Below are 16,471 nucleotides of genomic sequence, written 5' to 3'. Positions count from 1 at the left end.
TACCCAGCGCGGAAGGGGGAGCCGTTGCGTGAGGTGAACTACGACGAGCGGCAGCATCTGGTCTACGCCCGGGCCCGGGCGCTGCCGCCCGAGACGATGACCGAGTGGCTGCGCGCCTTCGCCCGGCACGCGCCGGCGGGACGCCCACTGACCGTGCTCGATCTCGGCTCGGGCACGGGAAGATTCACGCCGCTGCTGGCCGAGGAGTTCGGTGGCCCGGTCTATGGTGTCGAGCCGTCGGTGCGCATGCGTGAGGCGGCCGAGGCCAACGCGACCCACCCGGCGGTGACCTATCTGGAGGGTTCCGCCACCGAGATCCCGCTGCCCGACGCGAGCTGCGACCTGGTGCTGCTCTTCCTGGTGCTTCACCACGTGCGCGACCACCGCGCGGCGGCGGCCGAGGTGGCGCGCGTGCTCCGGCCCGGCGGCCGGGTCCTGATCCGCAGCTCGTTCCCCGACCGGATGCCCGAGCTGCTCTGGTACAGCTACTTCCCGGGCGCGCGCCTGGTCGACGAGCAGGTCTTCCCGCGCATGGACCCGCTGATCGAGGACTTCGCCGAGGCCGGCCTGGCCTACGTGACCGTCGACCGCGTCCAGGAACGCATCGCCGACAGCCTCTCCGACTACGCCGACCGCCTGCGCCTGCGCGGCTCGTCCACCTTCGAACGCCTGACCGAGGAGGAGATCCTCGACGGTTTCGCGGCGCTCGACGCCGCCGTGGACACCGAGCGGGTGGCCCGCCCGGTCGACGAGGAGAGCGACCTGCTGGTGCTAGAGCTCACCCGCCTTCCGCAGCAGGACTGAGCGCTCCCGCGCGTTCGTGCACAGCCGGGCGGCCAGCTCCAGCTCGGCGCGCGCTTCGGCGACCCGGCCCAGGCGGGTGAGCAGCTCGCCGCGGACGCTCGGGATCAGGTGGGAGCCGGGCAGTCGGTCACGGGCGGCCAGGTCGTCCACGATGGCCAGCGCTTCCAGCGGCCCGACGGCCATCGCGACGGCGACGGCCCGGTTGAGCTCGACGACCGGTGAGGGCGCGACCCGGCCGAGCGCCTCGTAGAGCAGGACGATGCTGTCCCAGTCGGTCTCGGCCACCGAGGCGGCCGCGGCATGGCAGGCGGCGATGGCGGCCTGCAGCCCGTATGGCCCCAGCCCTCGGCCCACCGCCGTGGCCTGGGAGATCGCGGCCTGGCCGCGGCGGATGGCCGACCTGTCCCACCGCCTCCGGTCCTGGTCCTCCAACAGGATCGGCTCGCCGTCCGGGCCCGTACGAGCGGGAAAGCGCGCGGCCGTCAGCTCGAAGAGCGCCTGCAGGCCGTACACCTCGGGCTCCCCGGGCATCAGCGCCGCCAGCATCCGGGCCAGGCGGATGGCCTCGTAGGCCAGATCCTGGCGCATCGCCCCCGACCCCTCGGTGAAGATCACGTAGAGCACACTGACCACGCCGCCGAGCCGGGGCTTCCGCTCATCGGCCGGCGGCAGCTCGAACGGCACCCGCGCCGCGGCGATCGTCTTCTTGGCCCGGGTGATGCGCGCCTGGATGGTCGGCACCGGCACGAGGAACGCCCGCGCGATCTCCTCGCTGGTCAGACCCCCGACCGTACGCAGGGTGAGCGCCACCCGGGCCTCGGGCGAGAGGACCGGGTGACAAGCCACGAACATCAGCGCCAGGATGTCGTCGTCGACCCGGTCCGGGTCCCAGAGCAGATCGCCCTGGTCGCCGCCCGCAGACGCCGCGTACCGTTCGCCGCCGCCCGCGTATCGCCTGTCGTCGCCGGCCGGTGCCGCGTATCGCTCGTCGCCGGCGGCCAGGAGCGCGTATCGCTCGTCGCGGGCGGCGCGACGGCGGAAGCTGTCGATCGCCCGGCGCCGGGCGGTGGCGAGCAGCCAGCCGACCGGGTTGCCGGGCGTGCCGTCACGCGCCCAGGAGACCAGGGCTTCCGCCACCGCCTCCTGGGCGACGTCCTCGGCCAGATCGAGATCGCCGGTGTAGCGGGCGAGCGCGCCGACGATGCGGGGCGACTCGATGCGCCAGACGGCCTCGAGCGTGTCCTTCGCGGTGCTCAGAGCTGGCCGGTCTGCTCGCGCCACGCGCGCTCCCTGATGACCCACTCGTTGTCCTGCGGGAACTCGTCGATGCCGGGCACCCGGCGGATCTCGGTCTTCGCGCCGGGGAACGCCGGCATCCGCTTGGCCCACTCGACCGCCTCCTCCTTCGAGGCGACGTCGATGATGTAGAACCCGCCGAACAGCTCCTTGGTCTCCCCGTAGGGCCCGTCGGTGACCACCGGGGTCTCGCCGCTGTAGTCGACCACCACGCCCTGCGCCGCGTCGTCGAGCCCCTCGGCCGCGATCAGGACGCCCGCCTTGATCAGCGTCTCGTTGAAGCGGCCCACCGTCTCGAGCATCTCTTCGAAGGGGGTCTCGACCATCTTGGCCAGGGCCTCGTCGGTGCTTCGCATGATCAGCATGTACTTGGCCATCGTTGCTCTCCTCGCGTCTGGAGCGGTCGCTCGTCGACCTTCTCACTGACAGGTCGAACGGCGGACCCTCCTATCGACGGGGTTCCCGAAGTTTTTTACCCCGACTTTGGTAGGGGGCCGGCACCTACCTTCGGCTCTCCTCATTTCCCGCCCGCCGGGCCAGAGTGGGCATCGCGTTCCTTGACAACTCCACAGCGACACGGCCCGGCAGCCGGTGAGGGTGCACGGCTGCGCTAGATTGCGGGTCCCCTGCCCCGCACCCGCGGGCGTGATCCCGGAGGTTGACAGTGCGGCTCGCATGGGCCCTTGGCGGCATCGCCCTGGTGGCGGCGATCGGCGGATGCACGTCGGACGAGCCGAAGTCCTCGACCTTCGTCACGCCCTCCCCGTCGGTGGTCACCTCGGCGCCGCCGTGGACGGAGCCGGCGAACTACTCGTACGTCCTCTCCCGCGGCTGCGACGACGCCAAACCGCTGGGGCGCTACCGGGTGACCGTGAAATCGGGTGAGGTGGCGTCGACCGAGCGGCTCGACGCCTCGGCCGCCGCCCCGTCGAGCACCGGCGAGGTCGATCTGGGCCCGGTCACCGGCGACCAGGGCGAGGAGATCGACGCCTTCACCCTCCGGCAGCTGCTCGACAACGCGCAGACGGCCGCCGACGACGGCGGCGAGGTCACCCGGACGTACACCCCGGACGGCCTCCCGGTGAAGGTGTCCATCAACGTCTCGGAGGAGGGCCCGAGCGGCGCCGAATGCTTCGGCGTGAGCGACTTCGCCGCCTCGTGACCTCTTGACCTCGAGTGCGCTCGAACGCCTAGCTTCGCCGGCATGACGACTAGCTTCGATGCGCACAGCACGGCCGCCCAGGTGCTCGCCGGTGTCGACCTGAGCGGCCGCACCGCCGTCGTGACGGGCGGATATTCCGGCGTCGGGCGGGAGGCGGCGCTCGCTCTGGCCGGCGCCGGGGCCTACGTGATCGTTCCGGCCCGCCGGCCGGAGGTGGCCCGGCAGGCGCTGCGCGACGGGCGGATCGACATCCGGCCGATGGACCTCGCCGATCTCACCTCCGTGGAGAAGACCGCCGGAGAGATCCTGGCCGATCGCCCGGCGGTCGACATCGTCATCGGGAGCGCGGCCGTGATGGCCTGCCCCGAGACGCGGGTGGGCCCGGGCTGGGAGGCCCAGTTCGCGATCAACCACCTCGGGCACTACGCGCTGGTGGCGGGGCTGTGGCCCGCGCTGCAGGCCGCCGGAGCGGCGCGGGTGGTCATGGTCGCCTCGGGGCGATCGCCGGAGGACCGCATGCGCTGGGACGACGTCCACTTCACCCGTGGGTACGACAAGTGGGCCGCCTACGGGCAGTCGAAGCTCGCCACCGTCCTGTTCGCCCACCACCTCGACAAGCTCGGGATGCTCGCCTTCTCGGCCAGCCCCGGGTGGGTGCTCTCGCCCCTGCAACGGCACCTGGCCCAGACGGAGATGATCGAGGCCGGGTGGATCGACGCCGACGGTGCGCCGGCGCCGGGGCTCTTCCGCAGCGCGGCCCAGGGCGCCGCGACGCCGGTCTGGGCGGCGACCTCACCCGCCGCCGAGCCGTTCGGCGGCTCCTACTGCCGCGACTGCGCGGCCACGGAGACCTATCCGACCGACGGGCCGGAGGGCGAGCGGCTGTGGGACCTCTCGGCGGAGCTGACCGGGCTGGACCCTCGTCAGAGCACGACGCGGTAGTGGGTGGTCAGCCGGCCTTCGTCGTCGAGGATGTGGAAGGCCAGCATCGAGGGCAGCTCACGGGTGATCACCTCGTCGCCCTCGAAGGGAAACAGCAGGGTCGAGGCGACGCTGGGCGCGACCAGCATCGGCTTGCCGGCGAACATGCTGGCGGCGGCCGTGTGGGCGTGGCCGCAGAGCACCGCGACCACGTTGTCGTGGCCGGCGACGATCTCGGCCAGGCGCTCGGTGGCGTACTGCCGGATCTCGTCGATGAACGGCACCTGCAAGGAGACAGGCGGGTGGTGGAAGCAGACGAAGGCCGGTAGGCCGGCGGCGCCGGTCAGCTCGGCGTCCAGCCAGTCGAGGGTCTCGGGCGCCAGCAGGCCGTCGTTGCGGCCCGGGATGCTGGAGTCGCACATCGCGAAGAACATGCCGCCGACCCGGTGCGCCGCGTTGATCGGCCCGCCGGTCGGCTCCTCCTCCATGAGGATCTTGCGGTACGCCTCGCGGACGTCGTGGTTGCCGGGCAACAGCAGCGTCGGCACCGGCAGGTCGAGCACCTGGCGTGCCCGCTCGTACTCCTGGGCGTGGCCGTGGTCGGCGATGTCCCCGGTCACCAGCACCACGTCGACCGGAATCGGAAGGCCGGCGAGATAACGCATGACACGCCCCGCGCGTTCGACGCTGCGGTCCTCGCCATCGATGTGGACGTCGCTGATATGGGCAATCACCTTCACGCCGCAATCGTATGGCTAGGCTTCGCCCTTGTGGACCGCTCGCTCTGTCGGCTTACCGGCAACAACGCCCGCTCATGACCGCCCCGGCTCAGCGGATCGCGGCCGCCGTCGCCGGCGTACTCGGATCGTCGGCCCGGTCGGTGATCCTGCACGGTTCCCTGGCGGCCGGTGGCTTCCGGCCGGGTCACAGCGACATCGACCTGTTGGCCGTGACCACCGAGCGCCTCACCGACGGGCAGATGGACGCGCTGGAGGCCGCCGTCCGCGACGCCGACCTGGACGGCTACGCCTCAGGCGTCGACCTCGACGTCGTGCTCGCGGAGACGGCTGCGGCGCCGTCACCCCAGCCGCCCCTGGAACTGCACGTCGGGCGGTACGAGGGCTTGTTCGAGGTGGAGCGCCGCGCCGGGGCGGCGCCCGACCTGCTCGCCGAACTGTCGCTGGCCCGGGCCGACGGGAAGGCGCTGCACGGGGCGCCGCCGGCCGAGGTGATCGGGTTCGTTCCGGCCCGCTGGATCGTCGATCGCGGACGCCAGTGGCTCCGGACCTGGCTGGGGCTGACCGACGACGACGAGAACGCCGCGCTCATGGTGCTGACCGCGTGCCGTATCTGGCACCTCGCGGTCGAGGGTCGTCATGTGCCCAAGGCCGAGGCCGGTCGCTGGGCGCTCGAGCGGCGGCCGAGCCTGATCGCGGTCCGTCAGGCGATCCGCCGGATCGAACAGGATGACCCCACCCCGATCGATCCGGCGCGACTGGCCGTGGTGCTCGAGACCGTCCTGAAGGAGACGGAGACCGCTTAGCCGGGCAGGCGGGGGCCGGCCTCGCGCTGCGAGGCGAGCCAGGCCTCGACGTCGGCCGAGGAACGCGGCAGGCCGGCCGACAGGTTGCGGCAGCCGTCGGCCGTGACCAGCACGTCGTCCTCGATGCGGACGCCGACGCCGCGCAGCTCCTCGGGGACCAGGTCGTCCTCGGGCTGGAAGTAGAGGCCGGGCTCGACCGTGAGGACGTAGCCCTCCTTCAGCTCGCCGTCGCGGTAGTTCTCGTTGCGGGCGTTGTTGCAGTCGTGCACGTCGATGCCGAGCATGTGGCCGAAGCCGTGCAGCGTCCAGCGGCGGTAGATCGTGCTCTCCTCGCTCATCGCCTCGTCGACGCTGACCGGGAGCAGGCCCAGGTCGTTCAGCCCCTCGGCGAGGACCCGCATGCAGGTCTTGTGAACGTCGCGGAACAGCACGCCGGGCTTGATGGCGTCCATGCCGGCCTGCTGCGACGCGTGGACGATGTCGTAGACCTGGCGCTGGAGCGGGGTGAACGAGCCGGAGACGGGCACCGTGCGGGTCACGTCGGCGGTGTAGAAGTTGTCGCCCTCGACGCCCATGTCCATCAGGAGCAGCTCGCCCGGCGTGGTCACGCCGGTGTTGCGCACCCAGTGCAGGATCGTCGCGTGCGGGCCGGCGCCCACGATCGAGGTGTAGCCGACGTCGTTGCCGTCGTGCCGGGCGCGCAGGCCGAAGACGCCCTCGAGCAGCCGCTCCTTGACCCCGCGGTCGGCGGGCAGAACGCGGGCCACGTCTTCGAAGCCGCGGACCGTCGCGTCGATCGCGGCCTGGAGCTGGGCGATCTCCCACTCGTCCTTGATCAGCTTGAGCTCGGAGAGCACCCAGGCCAGCTCGCGGTCGCGGGGCTTGTCGCGGTCGGGCTCGTAGGCCAGCACGGTGCGGTCGACCGCCGCGTCGAGGCCTCGCAGCACCCGGGTGCGGCCCGGCGCCGAATTCGCCAAGGCCGCGCCGAGCTCGCTCAGCGAGGCGGTCTCGACGCCCAACTCGGTCGATTTCTCGCCCAGCGTGTGCGTGCGGCCGACCCACAGCTCGCCGTTGCGGCTGCGGAAGAAGGCGTCGGTGTCCTTCGAGTTGCGCTGGTGGGTGTAGAGCACCGCGTCGTGGCCGGAGCCGCTCGGCCGCAGCACGAGCACGCTGTCGGGATCGCGGTCGCCGGTCAGGTAGACGAAGTCGCTGCCGGGGCGGAACGTGTAATCGGTGTCGTTGGCGCGCACCTTCTCGTTGCCGCTCGGGATGATCAGCGTCTCGCCGGGGAAGGCCTCGGAGAGCGCGGCCCGGCGCTTCGCGTAGTTCGGCACCTCGGGCTTCGGCGTCACAGCGATCGGGTCCTCACGCCACCCGGTACGCATGAACTGCAGAAACGCCTCGGGGAAGCCGGGGTCGTGCGACTCCGTCTTCGCGGCGGGCTGCGCCTTGCCCTTGGTTACGTCACCCTGCTCGGCCATGGGTGTTGCCTCCGATCGTCGATCCGCCCCCGACGTTACCGCCTGGCTCCGGCGGAACGCAGTCCCGGGAGACGATGATCAACATCCCGCCGGCTCAGCGGGCGGGCAACGTGAGGCAGGCGGCGCGCTCGCCCGCCGTGCCGGCCACCCCGGCGCCGGTGCGGGTGGTCAGCGCGTGGATGACCAGCGAGCGCGGCGACGTCCCGGCCGCGAAGCCCCAGCGCTGCTCGCTCGTGACGGTGGCGGCGCCGGCGGCGTCGGCGGTGAAGTCCAGCCAGATCTCGTTGCGGGGGTTGGCGTAGGACGGGTTCACCGACGGGGTCTTGGGGTCCTTGCGGTGCTGATAGTGCGGACCGGCGTCGGCCGGGGCGGCGGTGCAGGGCGCGGTGTGCAGGTGGGCGCCGTACGAACGGCGCGGGATCAGGCCGCTGGTGGTCAGGCGGACGATCATGCCGGCGGAGTTGCGGGCGATGCCGACCTCGGCCCGCGCGCCGGGCGGGACCACGGTGGGCTCGTAGGTGATGGCGGGGGAGTCGGGCCGATAGGGCAGGAAGGTGCCGGCGGCGACGGTGTCGGGCGCCCACGACGCGGTCGGGGAGGCGCTCATGGCGCCCTGATAGACGACCCAGGCGGAGGCCGAGGCGGCCGAGGGCAGGGTGGCCGGTTCGACCTCGACCGCGTTGGTGCAGGCGGCGAGCAGGGCGGCGGGCGCGGCGAGGGCCAGGGCGCGGAGGATCATCGGTCAATCGTCTCAAAAAGGTACTTATCGGGCGAGTACTGGCGCCGCGCGTTCCGGGGCGGAAGGCTGGCGGTAATCACGGCGGAGTACAGGGAGACGGCAATGGGCTATGCGGTGGTGCTCGGTGAGGCGCTGATCGACCTTCAGGAGGCCGAGCACGACGGCGGGGTGGTCTACCGGCAGGCGATCGGCGGGGCGCCGCTCAACGTCGCGGTCGGCGCGACCCGCCTCGGCGGCGATGTGCGGTACGCGGGCTCGCTGAGCAACGACGTCCTCGGCGACCGGATCGCGGCCTTCCTGCGGGAGACCGGGGTCGGCGTCGGCGGGGTCAAGCGGGTGGCCGTGCCGACCACGCTGGCGGTCACGACGTTCGTGGGCGCCGAGCCGACCTTCACGTTCTACGGCGAGCCGCCGTCGTACTCGCTGCTGGCGCCGTCGGATGTCGACCTCGCCGCGGTCCGGGGCGCCGACGTGCTCTACACCGGGTCGATCTGCCTGCTGCGCGAGCCGTTCCGGGCCGCCGCCAGGGCCGCCTGGCACACACCCGGCCCGCTGAAGGTCTTCGACCCGAACGCCCGGCCCACGCTGCTGCCCGACGGGGCCGCGGTGACCTCTCTGCGGGAGCTGTCCGAGGAGTTCTTCGCCGGCGCCGACCTGGTGAAGCTCAGCGCGGCCGACGCCGAGGTCCTCTACGACGGCGCCGCGCCCGAGGCGGCGGCCGAGCGGATCCGCAGCCTCGGCGCCAAGGCCGTGGTGGTGACCCGCGGGTCGAAGGGCGCCTACGTGGCCGCCGGTGACGGGACCGCGATGCTGCCCGCCCCGGTGGTCGACGCGGTCGACGCGACCGGGGCCGGCGACTCGGTGATGGCCGCCCTGATCCGCCGTCTGCTCGCCGACGGGCTTCCCAAGGATGTCGACGGCTGGCAGCGCAACGTCCGGTTCGCGCTGGCCGTGGCCGGGCTGGTCTGCGAGCGCCGCGGCGGCGCCGTCGCGATGCCCACCCAGGAGGAGCTCACCACCCGGTGGGGAGCGCTCGCGTAGGACAGGCCCTAATCGCCCAGCGCCTTGGCGATGAAGCGCTGGCGGTCGATGATCACGCGCTCGACGCGCACCTCGGCGACGAGCGTCTCGCCGTCGCGGACGGCGATGTCGAAGATCAGCTTGCGGCCGTCCACTTTGGCGAGGGTGGCCAGCGCGGTCACCCGGTGGCCGAGCGCGGCGGGCGCCCGGTGTTCCACCTCGGCCCGGGTGGCGACCGTGGTGAGGCCGCCGGGGATGGTGCGGGCGGTGGCGGCCACCGTCGCTGTCTCGGCCAGCGCCAGTACGCGCGGCGTGCCCAGGACGGGCACGTCGCCCGAGCCGAGCGCCTGGGCGGTGTCGGCGTCGGTAACGGTCAACTCCACCCGGGCGCTGAGACCGGGCGAGAAATCCGGAAGCTCCATGTCCAGAGTTTAGGGCCGGACAGAGTGCTAGGCCTGCTCGGGGCGGCGCCAGTACGAGTCGTCCACCGCGGCCTCTTCGTGGGCCCCGACCGCGCCTGAGCCGGTGGCCGGGACGGCCACGGCGGACGGGTCGAGCCGGTCGGTGGTCAGCGGGGCCGGCTGGCGGGCCTGCCGGGCGCGCTCGGCCAGCTCCCGGGCGAGGACCCAGGCCTCGGCCAGATCGCGGTCCTTGGCCCGGCCCGAGCGGCCCCGGGCCGTGTCGGCGTAGACCGTTGCCAGGCCGAGCATGCGCTGCACCGGACCCTGCACGACGCGGACGCTCTGGAGGCGCGCGTACGGCACGATGTGCATCTCGCGGGTGAACAGGCCCCAGCGGCTGACGAAGACCTCCGGCGTCAGCCCCACGCCGATGTAGCGCAGCGACACCGGGTTGAGCCAGCGGGCCCGCTTCGGCGGCGGGCTGGTGGCCAGGGTGGCCAGGTCGACGCCGGGCAGGACGTCCCACACCAGGGCCCGGGCCGTCGCGAAGTCGCCGACCGGCAGGAGACGGTCGGACCGCTTGTTCTCGCCGCTGCCGGGCTCGCCCGCGTAGCCGGCGATGTCGAGGCGCAGGTGCAGCCAGCCCTGTGCGCGCCACAGCAGCGGCCAGGTGGCGCCCACCGCCTGCACCCGGTTCAGCGGCACGATCTGGCTGCGGGTCTCGAGCAGGCCGAAGCGCACCACAAGGCGGCCGTCCGGGTCGCGGGCGAGCCGGAAGTCCCAGTCCTGGAGCACCCGGCGCACCGGCTGGAGCAGCACGCCGGCCATGGCGGTGACGGTGCTGGCGATGCCGATGAAGGTCCAGGAGCCCTCGATCACGAACTGCATGACGACGAAGGCGATGCCGATCGGCAGGAAGAACGCCTGCGGGGTGAGAAGCTGGCTCACCACCAGATCGCGGTTGCCGACGCGGAGCAGCGGGCGTTCGACGGCGGGCGCCTCGAAGGTGGCCGAGGGCCCGTCGGCGGAGGGCTGAGCCAGCGCCGCCGACCGGCCGCCGGCCGTGTGGCCGGCGAGCGCGAGCAGGCGTTCGCGCAGCGTGGAGGCCTCGCGCACGGTCAGGAACGACAGCGGCGCCTCGGTCTTGCCGCCGCCGATCACCTCGAGGCGCAGCTCGGCCAGGCCGGTGAGCTGGGCCAGCAGGGGGCGGCGGAGCTCGACGGCCTGGAGGCGTTCGAGGGGGATGGCGCGGTTGCGGCGCCAGATCACGCCGTCGGAGATGCGCAGCTCGCGGCCGACGACCTGATATCCGGTGGTGAGCCACCCGACGATGGAGAAGACGACGACACCGACCGCGAGGACGAGCACGACCAGCGCGAACCGTTCGAGCCCGACCTGCGACAGCGTCTGCCAGGACAGCGCGGCCACGATGACGGCGATGCTCTTCGCGCCGTGCAGCAGCGGGCTGAGCGGATGAAGTCGCCGGCGGGGCTCCGGCTCACCGTTGGCGGACGCCGGAGTCGTTTCAGAGGGGGCCGTCACCGGGTGCTGGACGTCGGGCGCGGCCGGGCTGGCGGGAGGGCTGGCGGCGGGAGGGCCGGCGGCGGAAGGGCCGGGCGGGTGGGGTCCGGGGGTGGTCACAGGCCCTCGGCCCGGTCCTCGCCGAGGGCGGTCAGGCGGTCGCGCAGCCGGGAGGCCTCGGCCGGCGGCAGGCCCGGGATGCGGGCGTCGCTGGCCGCCGCGGCGGTGTGCAGCTGGACGGTGGCCAGGCCGAACGCCCGTTCCAAGGGGCCGGCGGTCACGTCGACGAACTGCATTCGGGCGTACGGGACGATCGAGAGGCGGCGGACCAGCAGGCCGTGGCGGACCAGGAGGTCCTGGTCGCGCTCGGCGTAGCCCCAGGCGCGCACCGCGCGGACGGTGACGAAGGAGCGCCAGATCGCGTTGAGGACGACCAGCACGATGCCGAGGCGCCACAGCCAGTGGCCCTGAAGGGCCCAGCCGACCGCCAGGCCGGCCACGAGGACCAGCGACCAGGCGATGCGGACGATCAGCTCCACAGTGATCAGCTTGGGGGAGACCGGGCGCCACTCGACGGTGTCGGGCCACGGCTCCAAAGCATCGACGGCGGCACTCTGCGGCTCGGTCACATCTGGAAGCCTAGGAGATGGGCGCATCGGACGCTGTACCGAAGGGCGTCACTTCGCGCAGGAATCCCCGGAGATCGAGGAAGTTGCCGAGGGAAATCCGGTGTTCGTCGCACGCCAGCCACGTTTTGCGGTAATCGGGGGCGTGCAGCTTGGGATTGTTCCATCGCAGCTGCCAGGTTGCTTCCGCGCGGCAACCCTTGGCCGAGCACTGGGGCTCAAGGTCACGAGGGCTTGCCGAAGAGAGATCCACCTAAGGATTATTGCGCCGGGCGACCACGGGGGAAGTCGCCCGGCGACGCGATGAATGTTACACGGTTCACGGCGTGACGCATCCACCCGGCTCGGGTGCCCGATCCGGCGCATCGCGCAGAAAGATCGACACGTCTGGACCATGGTGGTGGCCGATGGCGGCGCGTAATGCGACACCACGAGCGCGCTCTCAGGTCGGTCGTGTAAGTCTTGAGCGTCGGCAGCACGCCGGCGCGAGGAGTCGATGGCATTTTCGACCGCTGTGGAGGACCGGTGGCTCAGCCGCTCACGCCCGAGACCGAGACCAACAACGGCGCGGCCGCGCCGGTGCCCCCGGCACAGGACGCCTCGCAGCTCGAGCGCGCGATGTTCGAGGTCAAGCGGGTGATCGTCGGGCAGGACCGGATGGTCGAGCGCATGTTCGTGGCGCTGCTGGCGCGCGGGCACTGCCTGCTCGAGGGCGTGCCCGGCGTGGCCAAGACGCTGGCCGTCGAGACCCTGGCCCGGGTCGTCGGCGGCACCTTCTCCCGGGTGCAGTTCACCCCCGACCTGGTGCCGGCCGACATCGTCGGCACCCGCATCTACCGGCAGAGCAGCGAGAAGTTCGACGTCGAGCTGGGCCCGGTGTTCGTGAACTTCCTGCTCGCCGACGAGATCAACCGCGCGCCGGCCAAGGTGCAGTCGGCGCTGCTCGAGGTCATGGCCGAGCACCAGGTGTCGATCGGCGGGCAGTCGCACGCCGTGCCCGACCCCTTCCTGGTGATGGCGACGCAGAACCCGATCGAGCAGGAGGGCGTCTACCCGCTGCCCGAGGCGCAGCGCGACCGCTTCCTCATGAAGATCCTGGTGGGCTACCCGACCGACGCCGAGGAGCGGGAGATCGTCTACCGGATGGGCGTCAGCGCTCCCGAGCCCAAGCCGGTCTTCACCCCGGAGGACCTGCTCGGCCTCCAGCGCCGCGCCGACCAGGTCTTCGTGCACAACGCCCTGGTCGACTACACGGTCCGGCTCGTGCTGGCCACCCGCGCCCCGGCCCAGCACGGCATGCCCGACGTGGCCCAGCTCATCCAGTACGGCGCGAGCCCGCGCGCCTCGCTCGGCATCGTCCGGGCCACCCGGGCGCTGGCGCTGCTGCGCGGCCGTGACTACGCGCTCCCGCAGGACGTGCAGGACATCGCGCCCGACATCCTGCGCCACCGGCTCGTGCTCAGCTACGACGCGCTCGCCGACGACATCCCGGCCGACCACATCGTCAGCCGCATCATGCAGAGCGTCCCGCTGCCCTCGGTCGCGGCCCGCCAGGGCACCTCGCCCAACGGCACCCACCCGTCGGCCGCGCCCGTCAGCGGGGTCCCGCAGGGCGCGCCGGCCCAGAACGGAGTGGCATGGCCGGGCCAGCACTGAACGGTTCGGCCCACACCGGTTCGGCTGGGGCCGGATCGGCGCTGGGCGGTTCGGCTCGGACCGGGTCGGTGCCGGCCGGGCTGGCGCCCGAGGGTGAGACCGGGACCGCTCGCGCCGAGGCCGTACTGTCCCGGCTCCAGCTGCTGGTCACGCGCAAGCTGGACGGGCTTCTCCAGGGCGACTACGTCGGCCTGCTGCCCGGGCCCGGCAGCGAGGCGGGGGAGTCGCGCGAATACCGGCCCGGCGACGACGTGCGCCGCATGGACTGGCCGGTCACCGCCCGCACCACGTTGCCGCACGTGCGCCGTACCGTCGCCGACCGGGAGCTGGAGACCTGGATGGCGGTCGACCTGAGCGCCAGCCTCGAGTTCGGTACGGCCCAGTGGCTCAAGAGCGACCTCGTGATGGCCGCGGCGACCGCGATGGCCCACCTCACCGTGCGCGGCGGCAACCGCATCGGTGCGGTTGTGGGCACCGGCACGGGCGTACGGCCGAAGAGCGGACCCCGCTGGGGCCGCAAGCGGGACCCGCAACCGGAACCCGGCAGCGAGGTCGTCCGGATGCCCGCCCGGCCCGGCCGCAAGGAGGCGCAGGGGCTGCTGCGCGCGATCGCCCGCACCGAGATCCGGCCCGGCCGGGCCGACCTGGGCGCGCTGATCGACATGCTCAACCGGCCTCCTCGGCGGCGGGGCGTGGCCGTGGTGATCAGCGACTTCATGGCGCCCGTGGACGGCTGGTCGCGGCCGATCCGCAAGCTGGCCGTGCGGCACGACGTGCTCGCGATCGAGGTCGTCGACCCCCGTGAGCTGGAGATTCCCGACGTCGGCGTGCTGACCCTGGCCGACCCCGAGACGGGTGCGCTGCACGAGGTGCAGACCGCCGACCCGAAGCTGCGCGCCCGCTACGCCGAGGCGGCCGCCCAGCAGCGTGGTGAGATCGCCCGCGCCCTGCGCGCCGCCGGCGCCGCCCATCTGCGCCTTCGTACCGATACCGACTGGCTGCTGGACGTGGTCCGATTCGTGGCCGCCCAGCGACACGCACGCACCCGGGGGACCACGCGATGATCCGTTTCCTGGAGCCCTGGTGGCTGCTCGCGCTCCTGCCCGTGGTGATCGTCGCGGGCGTGTACGTGCTCCGGCAGTTCCGCCGCCGGCAGTACGCGATGCGGTTCACCAACGTCGACCTGCTCCGCACGCTCGCCCCGCGCGGGCTGGGCTGGCGCCGGCACGTCTCAGCGGCCGCGTTCCTGCTCTCCCTGCTGACCCTGGGCGCGGCGCTGGCCCGGCCCTCGGTCGACAAGGAGGAGCCGCTGGAGCGGGCCACGGTGATGCTCGCCATCGACGTGTCGTTGTCGATGGAGGCCGACGACGTGGCCCCGAACCGGATCGAGGCGGCCCAGGAGGCGGCCAAGGCGTTCGTCAACGAGCTGCCACCGACGTACAACCTGGGTCTGGTGTCCTTTGCGAAGTCGGCGAACGTGCTTGTGTCGCCGACCAAGGACCGCTCCGAGGTGATCTCCGGGATCGACGGGCTGTCGCTGGCCGAGGCGACCGCGACCGGTGAGGCGGTCTTCACCTCGCTCGACGCCATCCGCTCGGTGCCGGCCGACGGGGCCGACGGCGCGCCGCCGGCCCGGATCGTCCTGCTCTCCGACGGCTACCGCACGTCGGGCCGGTCGATCGAGGACGCGGCGACCGCGGCCTCGCAGGCGAACGTGCCGGTCTCGACGATCGCCTTCGGCACCGACACCGGTGTGGTCGACATCCGCGGCGCGTTGCAGCGGGTGCCGGTCGACCGGCTGTCGCTCCAGCAGCTGGCCGAGAAGACCGACGGCTACTTCTACGAGGCGGCGTCGGTGAGTGAGCTCAAGAAGGTCTACGAGGACATGGGCAGCTCGATCGGCCACCGGGTGCAGCCGCGCGAGGTCACCCAGTGGTACGCCGGGGTGGCGCTCCTGCTCGGCCTGGCGGCGGCCGCTTCGAGCCTGCTGTGGACCTCGAGACTGCCCTGATCAGGGATTGCCGTGCACGAGGACGAACAGGACGACCACCCAGACGGCGGCGATGGTGAAGCTCAGCGGTGCGACGAAGTTCTTCATGTCGGGGGCTACTTCCGCGCGGTGACGGGCGAGGGGAAGCGCACACGGTCATGTCGCGGCCGGCACCCACGCGTCCGGCGTCGCGGTGCACACGACTGGGCCGGGACCGTCGACATCAGGACGGCGCCGGTGGACGCGGGGCGGTGAAAGGAACGTGTCAGCGACGGGGCTGACGAACGGCCCGGCCGCGACTAGGAGGATCGCTATCTCGCACAGCGATCACCTCCCGAGAGTCGTTTCGGCGTCAGGGCCGGATGGCACAATACCCCTTAAGGTTCCGCTAAGAAACTTCCCCCGCCCCATCGTGTCGCGGAACACCCGACAGGACGACATCGCCGACCGCGCGCAGGGTGGCGCTGCCCGGTGCCAGGTAGTAGTCGTGCCCGGCCACACCCTCGGTGGGCAGCGCAAACGCCCCGAAATCCGGATTCGACGGGCGCCGGCCGAGACCGACACCGAGCAGGCGCACCTCGGGGATCCGGCGGATCCAGTCGGTGGGCGCGAGCGCCGACCAGACCCGCGCGCCGCCGAGATCGGCCGCGTGTGAGGCGCCGATGCCGGGCGCGCCCAGGGCGACCACGTCACCGACCTGCGGAAGCCGGGGCGCGGCCAGGCCGACGACGATCGAGCCGTAGCTGTGCCCGATCAAGGTCACCGCGATGCCGGGGCGCTGTGTCTCCACCGAGCGCACGAAGCTGACGAGTTCAGCGGCGCCGGCGCGGGCCCGGCCGTAGGTGGCGGCGGCCGGGCCGATGCCCTCCGGCGGGTCGTAGCCCAGCCAGGCGATCACCGCGACGCCGGGGGATCGTTTGCTCAGCTGTTCGTAGAGGGCGCGGGCCTGCATGCCGGGCGCCCGCCGGGGCACCCCGCCCAGGCCTCGGTCGAAGTCGGCCAGGACGGTGTCGACGCCGGGTACGAGGACGGCCACCCGCGATGCCGTGGCGAGGTCGCCGAGCACCTCCACGGCGCGGCCGTCGCCCGAGGGGTCGAAGGAGAGGAAGTGGCGGCCCTGGGCGGCCCAGGTGGCGTACGGGCAGCCGGTGGCCAGCATGCGGACGGCGGTCTCGCGGTAGGCGTCCTTGAAGGCCGGAAGGTGATGCTGGGGAGTGGCCGGGGACGCGGGAATCGACAGAGTGGACAGGACCAGGAGGAGCGGCAGGATTCGCATGGGCCGCAACGTCCCGCGACGACGGCACCCCGATC

18 protein-coding genes are annotated in these 16,471 nt (G+C 72.5%); 8 read left to right on the top strand and 10 right to left on the bottom strand.

Annotated elements, in window-relative coordinates:
* The first annotated feature begins 33 nt into the window (after positions 1–33).
* Positions 34–804 carry a class I SAM-dependent methyltransferase gene (locus tag ACFY36_RS38395; RefSeq protein WP_499750968.1) on the top strand — a complete coding sequence of 257 codons (771 nt, stop codon included), beginning with the start codon at positions 34–36 and terminating at the stop codon, positions 802–804.
* Here the strand turns inward: ACFY36_RS38395 and ACFY36_RS38390 are convergent.
* Positions 772–2,085 (bottom strand): RNA polymerase sigma factor, encoded by a 1,314-nt coding sequence (locus ACFY36_RS38390; protein ID WP_499750814.1) that lies wholly within the window; start codon positions 2,083–2,085, stop codon positions 772–774. The genes ACFY36_RS38395 and ACFY36_RS38390 overlap by 33 nt on opposite strands.
* Entirely contained in the window at positions 2,058–2,477 is a 420-nt protein-coding gene (locus ACFY36_RS38385) for a YciI family protein (RefSeq protein ID WP_499750813.1), read from the bottom strand. Before ACFY36_RS38385 ends, ACFY36_RS38390 begins: the two co-directional genes overlap by 28 nt.
* A 287-nt stretch (positions 2,478–2,764) precedes the next feature.
* Here ACFY36_RS38385 and ACFY36_RS38380 point away from each other — a divergent pair, with 287 nt between their 5' ends.
* The gene (locus ACFY36_RS38380) at positions 2,765–3,262 is read left to right on the top strand and encodes a hypothetical protein (protein ID WP_499750812.1); all 498 of its coding nucleotides are present in this window, start codon (positions 2,765–2,767) and stop codon (positions 3,260–3,262) included.
* Positions 3,263–3,304: 42 nt separating this feature from the next.
* On the top strand, positions 3,305–4,204 hold the full coding sequence (locus ACFY36_RS38375) for an SDR family NAD(P)-dependent oxidoreductase (RefSeq protein WP_499750811.1): 900 nt from the start codon (positions 3,305–3,307) through the stop codon (positions 4,202–4,204).
* Here the strand turns inward: ACFY36_RS38375 and ACFY36_RS38370 are convergent.
* Entirely contained in the window at positions 4,186–4,923 is a 738-nt protein-coding gene (locus ACFY36_RS38370; protein ID WP_499750810.1) for a metallophosphoesterase, read from the bottom strand. The two genes, ACFY36_RS38375 and ACFY36_RS38370, sit on opposite strands and share 19 nt — an antisense overlap.
* A 74-nt stretch (positions 4,924–4,997) precedes the next feature.
* Between ACFY36_RS38370 and ACFY36_RS38365 the strand changes: the two genes are divergently transcribed.
* Positions 4,998–5,726 carry an aminoglycoside adenylyltransferase domain-containing protein gene (locus ACFY36_RS38365; protein ID WP_499750809.1) on the top strand — a complete coding sequence of 243 codons (729 nt, stop codon included), beginning with the start codon at positions 4,998–5,000 and terminating at the stop codon, positions 5,724–5,726.
* Here ACFY36_RS38365 and ACFY36_RS38360 read toward each other — a convergent pair.
* Both ACFY36_RS38360 and ACFY36_RS38355 read right to left on the bottom strand, forming a co-directional pair.
* Complete coding sequence (locus ACFY36_RS38360; protein WP_499750808.1) at positions 5,723–7,207, bottom strand: aminopeptidase P family protein; 1,485 nt, start codon at positions 7,205–7,207, stop codon at positions 5,723–5,725. The genes ACFY36_RS38365 and ACFY36_RS38360 overlap by 4 nt on opposite strands.
* A gap of 94 nt (positions 7,208–7,301) precedes the next feature.
* Positions 7,302–7,946 (bottom strand): hypothetical protein, encoded by a 645-nt coding sequence (locus ACFY36_RS38355; protein WP_499750807.1) that lies wholly within the window; start codon positions 7,944–7,946, stop codon positions 7,302–7,304.
* A 102-nt stretch (positions 7,947–8,048) separates the two neighbouring features.
* Between ACFY36_RS38355 and ACFY36_RS38350 the strand changes: the two genes are divergently transcribed.
* Positions 8,049–8,987: a carbohydrate kinase family protein gene (locus ACFY36_RS38350; protein ID WP_499750806.1), complete on the top strand. Its 939-nt coding sequence runs from the start codon at positions 8,049–8,051 to the stop codon at positions 8,985–8,987.
* An 8-nt stretch (positions 8,988–8,995) separates the two neighbouring features.
* Here ACFY36_RS38350 and ACFY36_RS38345 read toward each other — a convergent pair whose 3' ends face one another.
* The 4 genes from ACFY36_RS38345 to ACFY36_RS38330 are packed head-to-tail and all read right to left on the bottom strand — an operon-like array spanning position 8,996 to position 11,767.
* A complete protein-coding gene (locus ACFY36_RS38345) occupies positions 8,996–9,388 on the bottom strand; it encodes a thioesterase family protein (RefSeq protein ID WP_499750805.1) in 393 nt (130 codons plus the stop codon).
* Between the two features lie 27 nt (positions 9,389–9,415).
* The gene (locus ACFY36_RS38340) at positions 9,416–11,008 is read right to left on the bottom strand and encodes a PH domain-containing protein (RefSeq protein WP_499750804.1); all 1,593 of its coding nucleotides are present in this window, start codon (positions 11,006–11,008) and stop codon (positions 9,416–9,418) included.
* On the bottom strand, positions 11,005–11,544 hold the full coding sequence (locus tag ACFY36_RS38335) for a PH domain-containing protein (protein WP_499750803.1): 540 nt from the start codon (positions 11,542–11,544) through the stop codon (positions 11,005–11,007). The genes ACFY36_RS38340 and ACFY36_RS38335 overlap by 4 nt, the downstream gene beginning before the upstream one ends.
* The gene (locus ACFY36_RS38330; protein ID WP_499750802.1) at positions 11,528–11,767 is read right to left on the bottom strand and encodes a hypothetical protein; all 240 of its coding nucleotides are present in this window, start codon (positions 11,765–11,767) and stop codon (positions 11,528–11,530) included. Before ACFY36_RS38330 ends, ACFY36_RS38335 begins: the two co-directional genes overlap by 17 nt.
* A 272-nt stretch (positions 11,768–12,039) precedes the next feature.
* Here ACFY36_RS38330 and ACFY36_RS38325 point away from each other — a divergent pair, with 272 nt between their 5' ends.
* Genes ACFY36_RS38325 through ACFY36_RS38315 form a run of 3 tightly spaced genes read left to right on the top strand, consistent with a single transcriptional unit; the run spans position 12,040 to position 15,181 of the window.
* Positions 12,040–13,170: an AAA family ATPase gene (locus tag ACFY36_RS38325; protein ID WP_499750801.1), complete on the top strand. Its 1,131-nt coding sequence runs from the start codon at positions 12,040–12,042 to the stop codon at positions 13,168–13,170.
* Positions 13,152–14,234: a DUF58 domain-containing protein gene (locus ACFY36_RS38320; RefSeq protein ID WP_499750800.1), complete on the top strand. Its 1,083-nt coding sequence runs from the start codon at positions 13,152–13,154 to the stop codon at positions 14,232–14,234. Before ACFY36_RS38325 ends, ACFY36_RS38320 begins: the two co-directional genes overlap by 19 nt.
* On the top strand, positions 14,231–15,181 hold the full coding sequence (locus ACFY36_RS38315; protein ID WP_499750799.1) for a 26S proteasome regulatory subunit RPN10: 951 nt from the start codon (positions 14,231–14,233) through the stop codon (positions 15,179–15,181). Before ACFY36_RS38320 ends, ACFY36_RS38315 begins: the two co-directional genes overlap by 4 nt.
* A 367-nt stretch (positions 15,182–15,548) precedes the next feature.
* On the opposite strand, the gene ACFY36_RS38310 is transcribed toward ACFY36_RS38315, so the two are convergent.
* Entirely contained in the window at positions 15,549–16,436 is an 888-nt protein-coding gene (locus ACFY36_RS38310; protein WP_499750798.1) for an alpha/beta hydrolase, read from the bottom strand.
* Positions 16,437–16,471: the final 35 nt, after the last annotated feature.

The sequence above is a fragment of the Actinoplanes sp. NPDC000266 genome (assembly GCF_042899005.1).
Taxonomy (GTDB): domain Bacteria; phylum Actinomycetota; class Actinomycetes; order Mycobacteriales; family Micromonosporaceae; genus Actinoplanes.
This window is presented reverse-complemented; position numbering and strand designations above follow the sequence as displayed.

Coding starts and splice junctions, on each gene's coding strand:
- ACFY36_RS38355 (WP_499750807.1), bottom strand. CDS start 7,946: ATGATCCTCCGCGCCCTGGCCCTCGCCGCGCCCGCCGCCCTGCTCGCC.
- ACFY36_RS38385 (WP_499750813.1), bottom strand. CDS start 2,477: ATGGCCAAGTACATGCTGATCATGCGAAGCACCGACGAGGCCCTGGCC.
- ACFY36_RS38360 (WP_499750808.1), bottom strand. CDS start 7,207: ATGGCCGAGCAGGGTGACGTAACCAAGGGCAAGGCGCAGCCCGCCGCG.
- ACFY36_RS38350 (WP_499750806.1), top strand. CDS start 8,049: ATGGGCTATGCGGTGGTGCTCGGTGAGGCGCTGATCGACCTTCAGGAG.
- ACFY36_RS38345 (WP_499750805.1), bottom strand. CDS start 9,388: ATGGAGCTTCCGGATTTCTCGCCCGGTCTCAGCGCCCGGGTGGAGTTG.
- ACFY36_RS38335 (WP_499750803.1), bottom strand. CDS start 11,544: ATGCGCCCATCTCCTAGGCTTCCAGATGTGACCGAGCCGCAGAGTGCC.
- ACFY36_RS38375 (WP_499750811.1), top strand. CDS start 3,305: ATGACGACTAGCTTCGATGCGCACAGCACGGCCGCCCAGGTGCTCGCC.
- ACFY36_RS38365 (WP_499750809.1), top strand. CDS start 4,998: ATGACCGCCCCGGCTCAGCGGATCGCGGCCGCCGTCGCCGGCGTACTC.
- ACFY36_RS38320 (WP_499750800.1), top strand. CDS start 13,152: ATGGCCGGGCCAGCACTGAACGGTTCGGCCCACACCGGTTCGGCTGGG.
- ACFY36_RS38310 (WP_499750798.1), bottom strand. CDS start 16,436: ATGCGAATCCTGCCGCTCCTCCTGGTCCTGTCCACTCTGTCGATTCCC.
- ACFY36_RS38315 (WP_499750799.1), top strand. CDS start 14,231: ATGATCCGTTTCCTGGAGCCCTGGTGGCTGCTCGCGCTCCTGCCCGTG.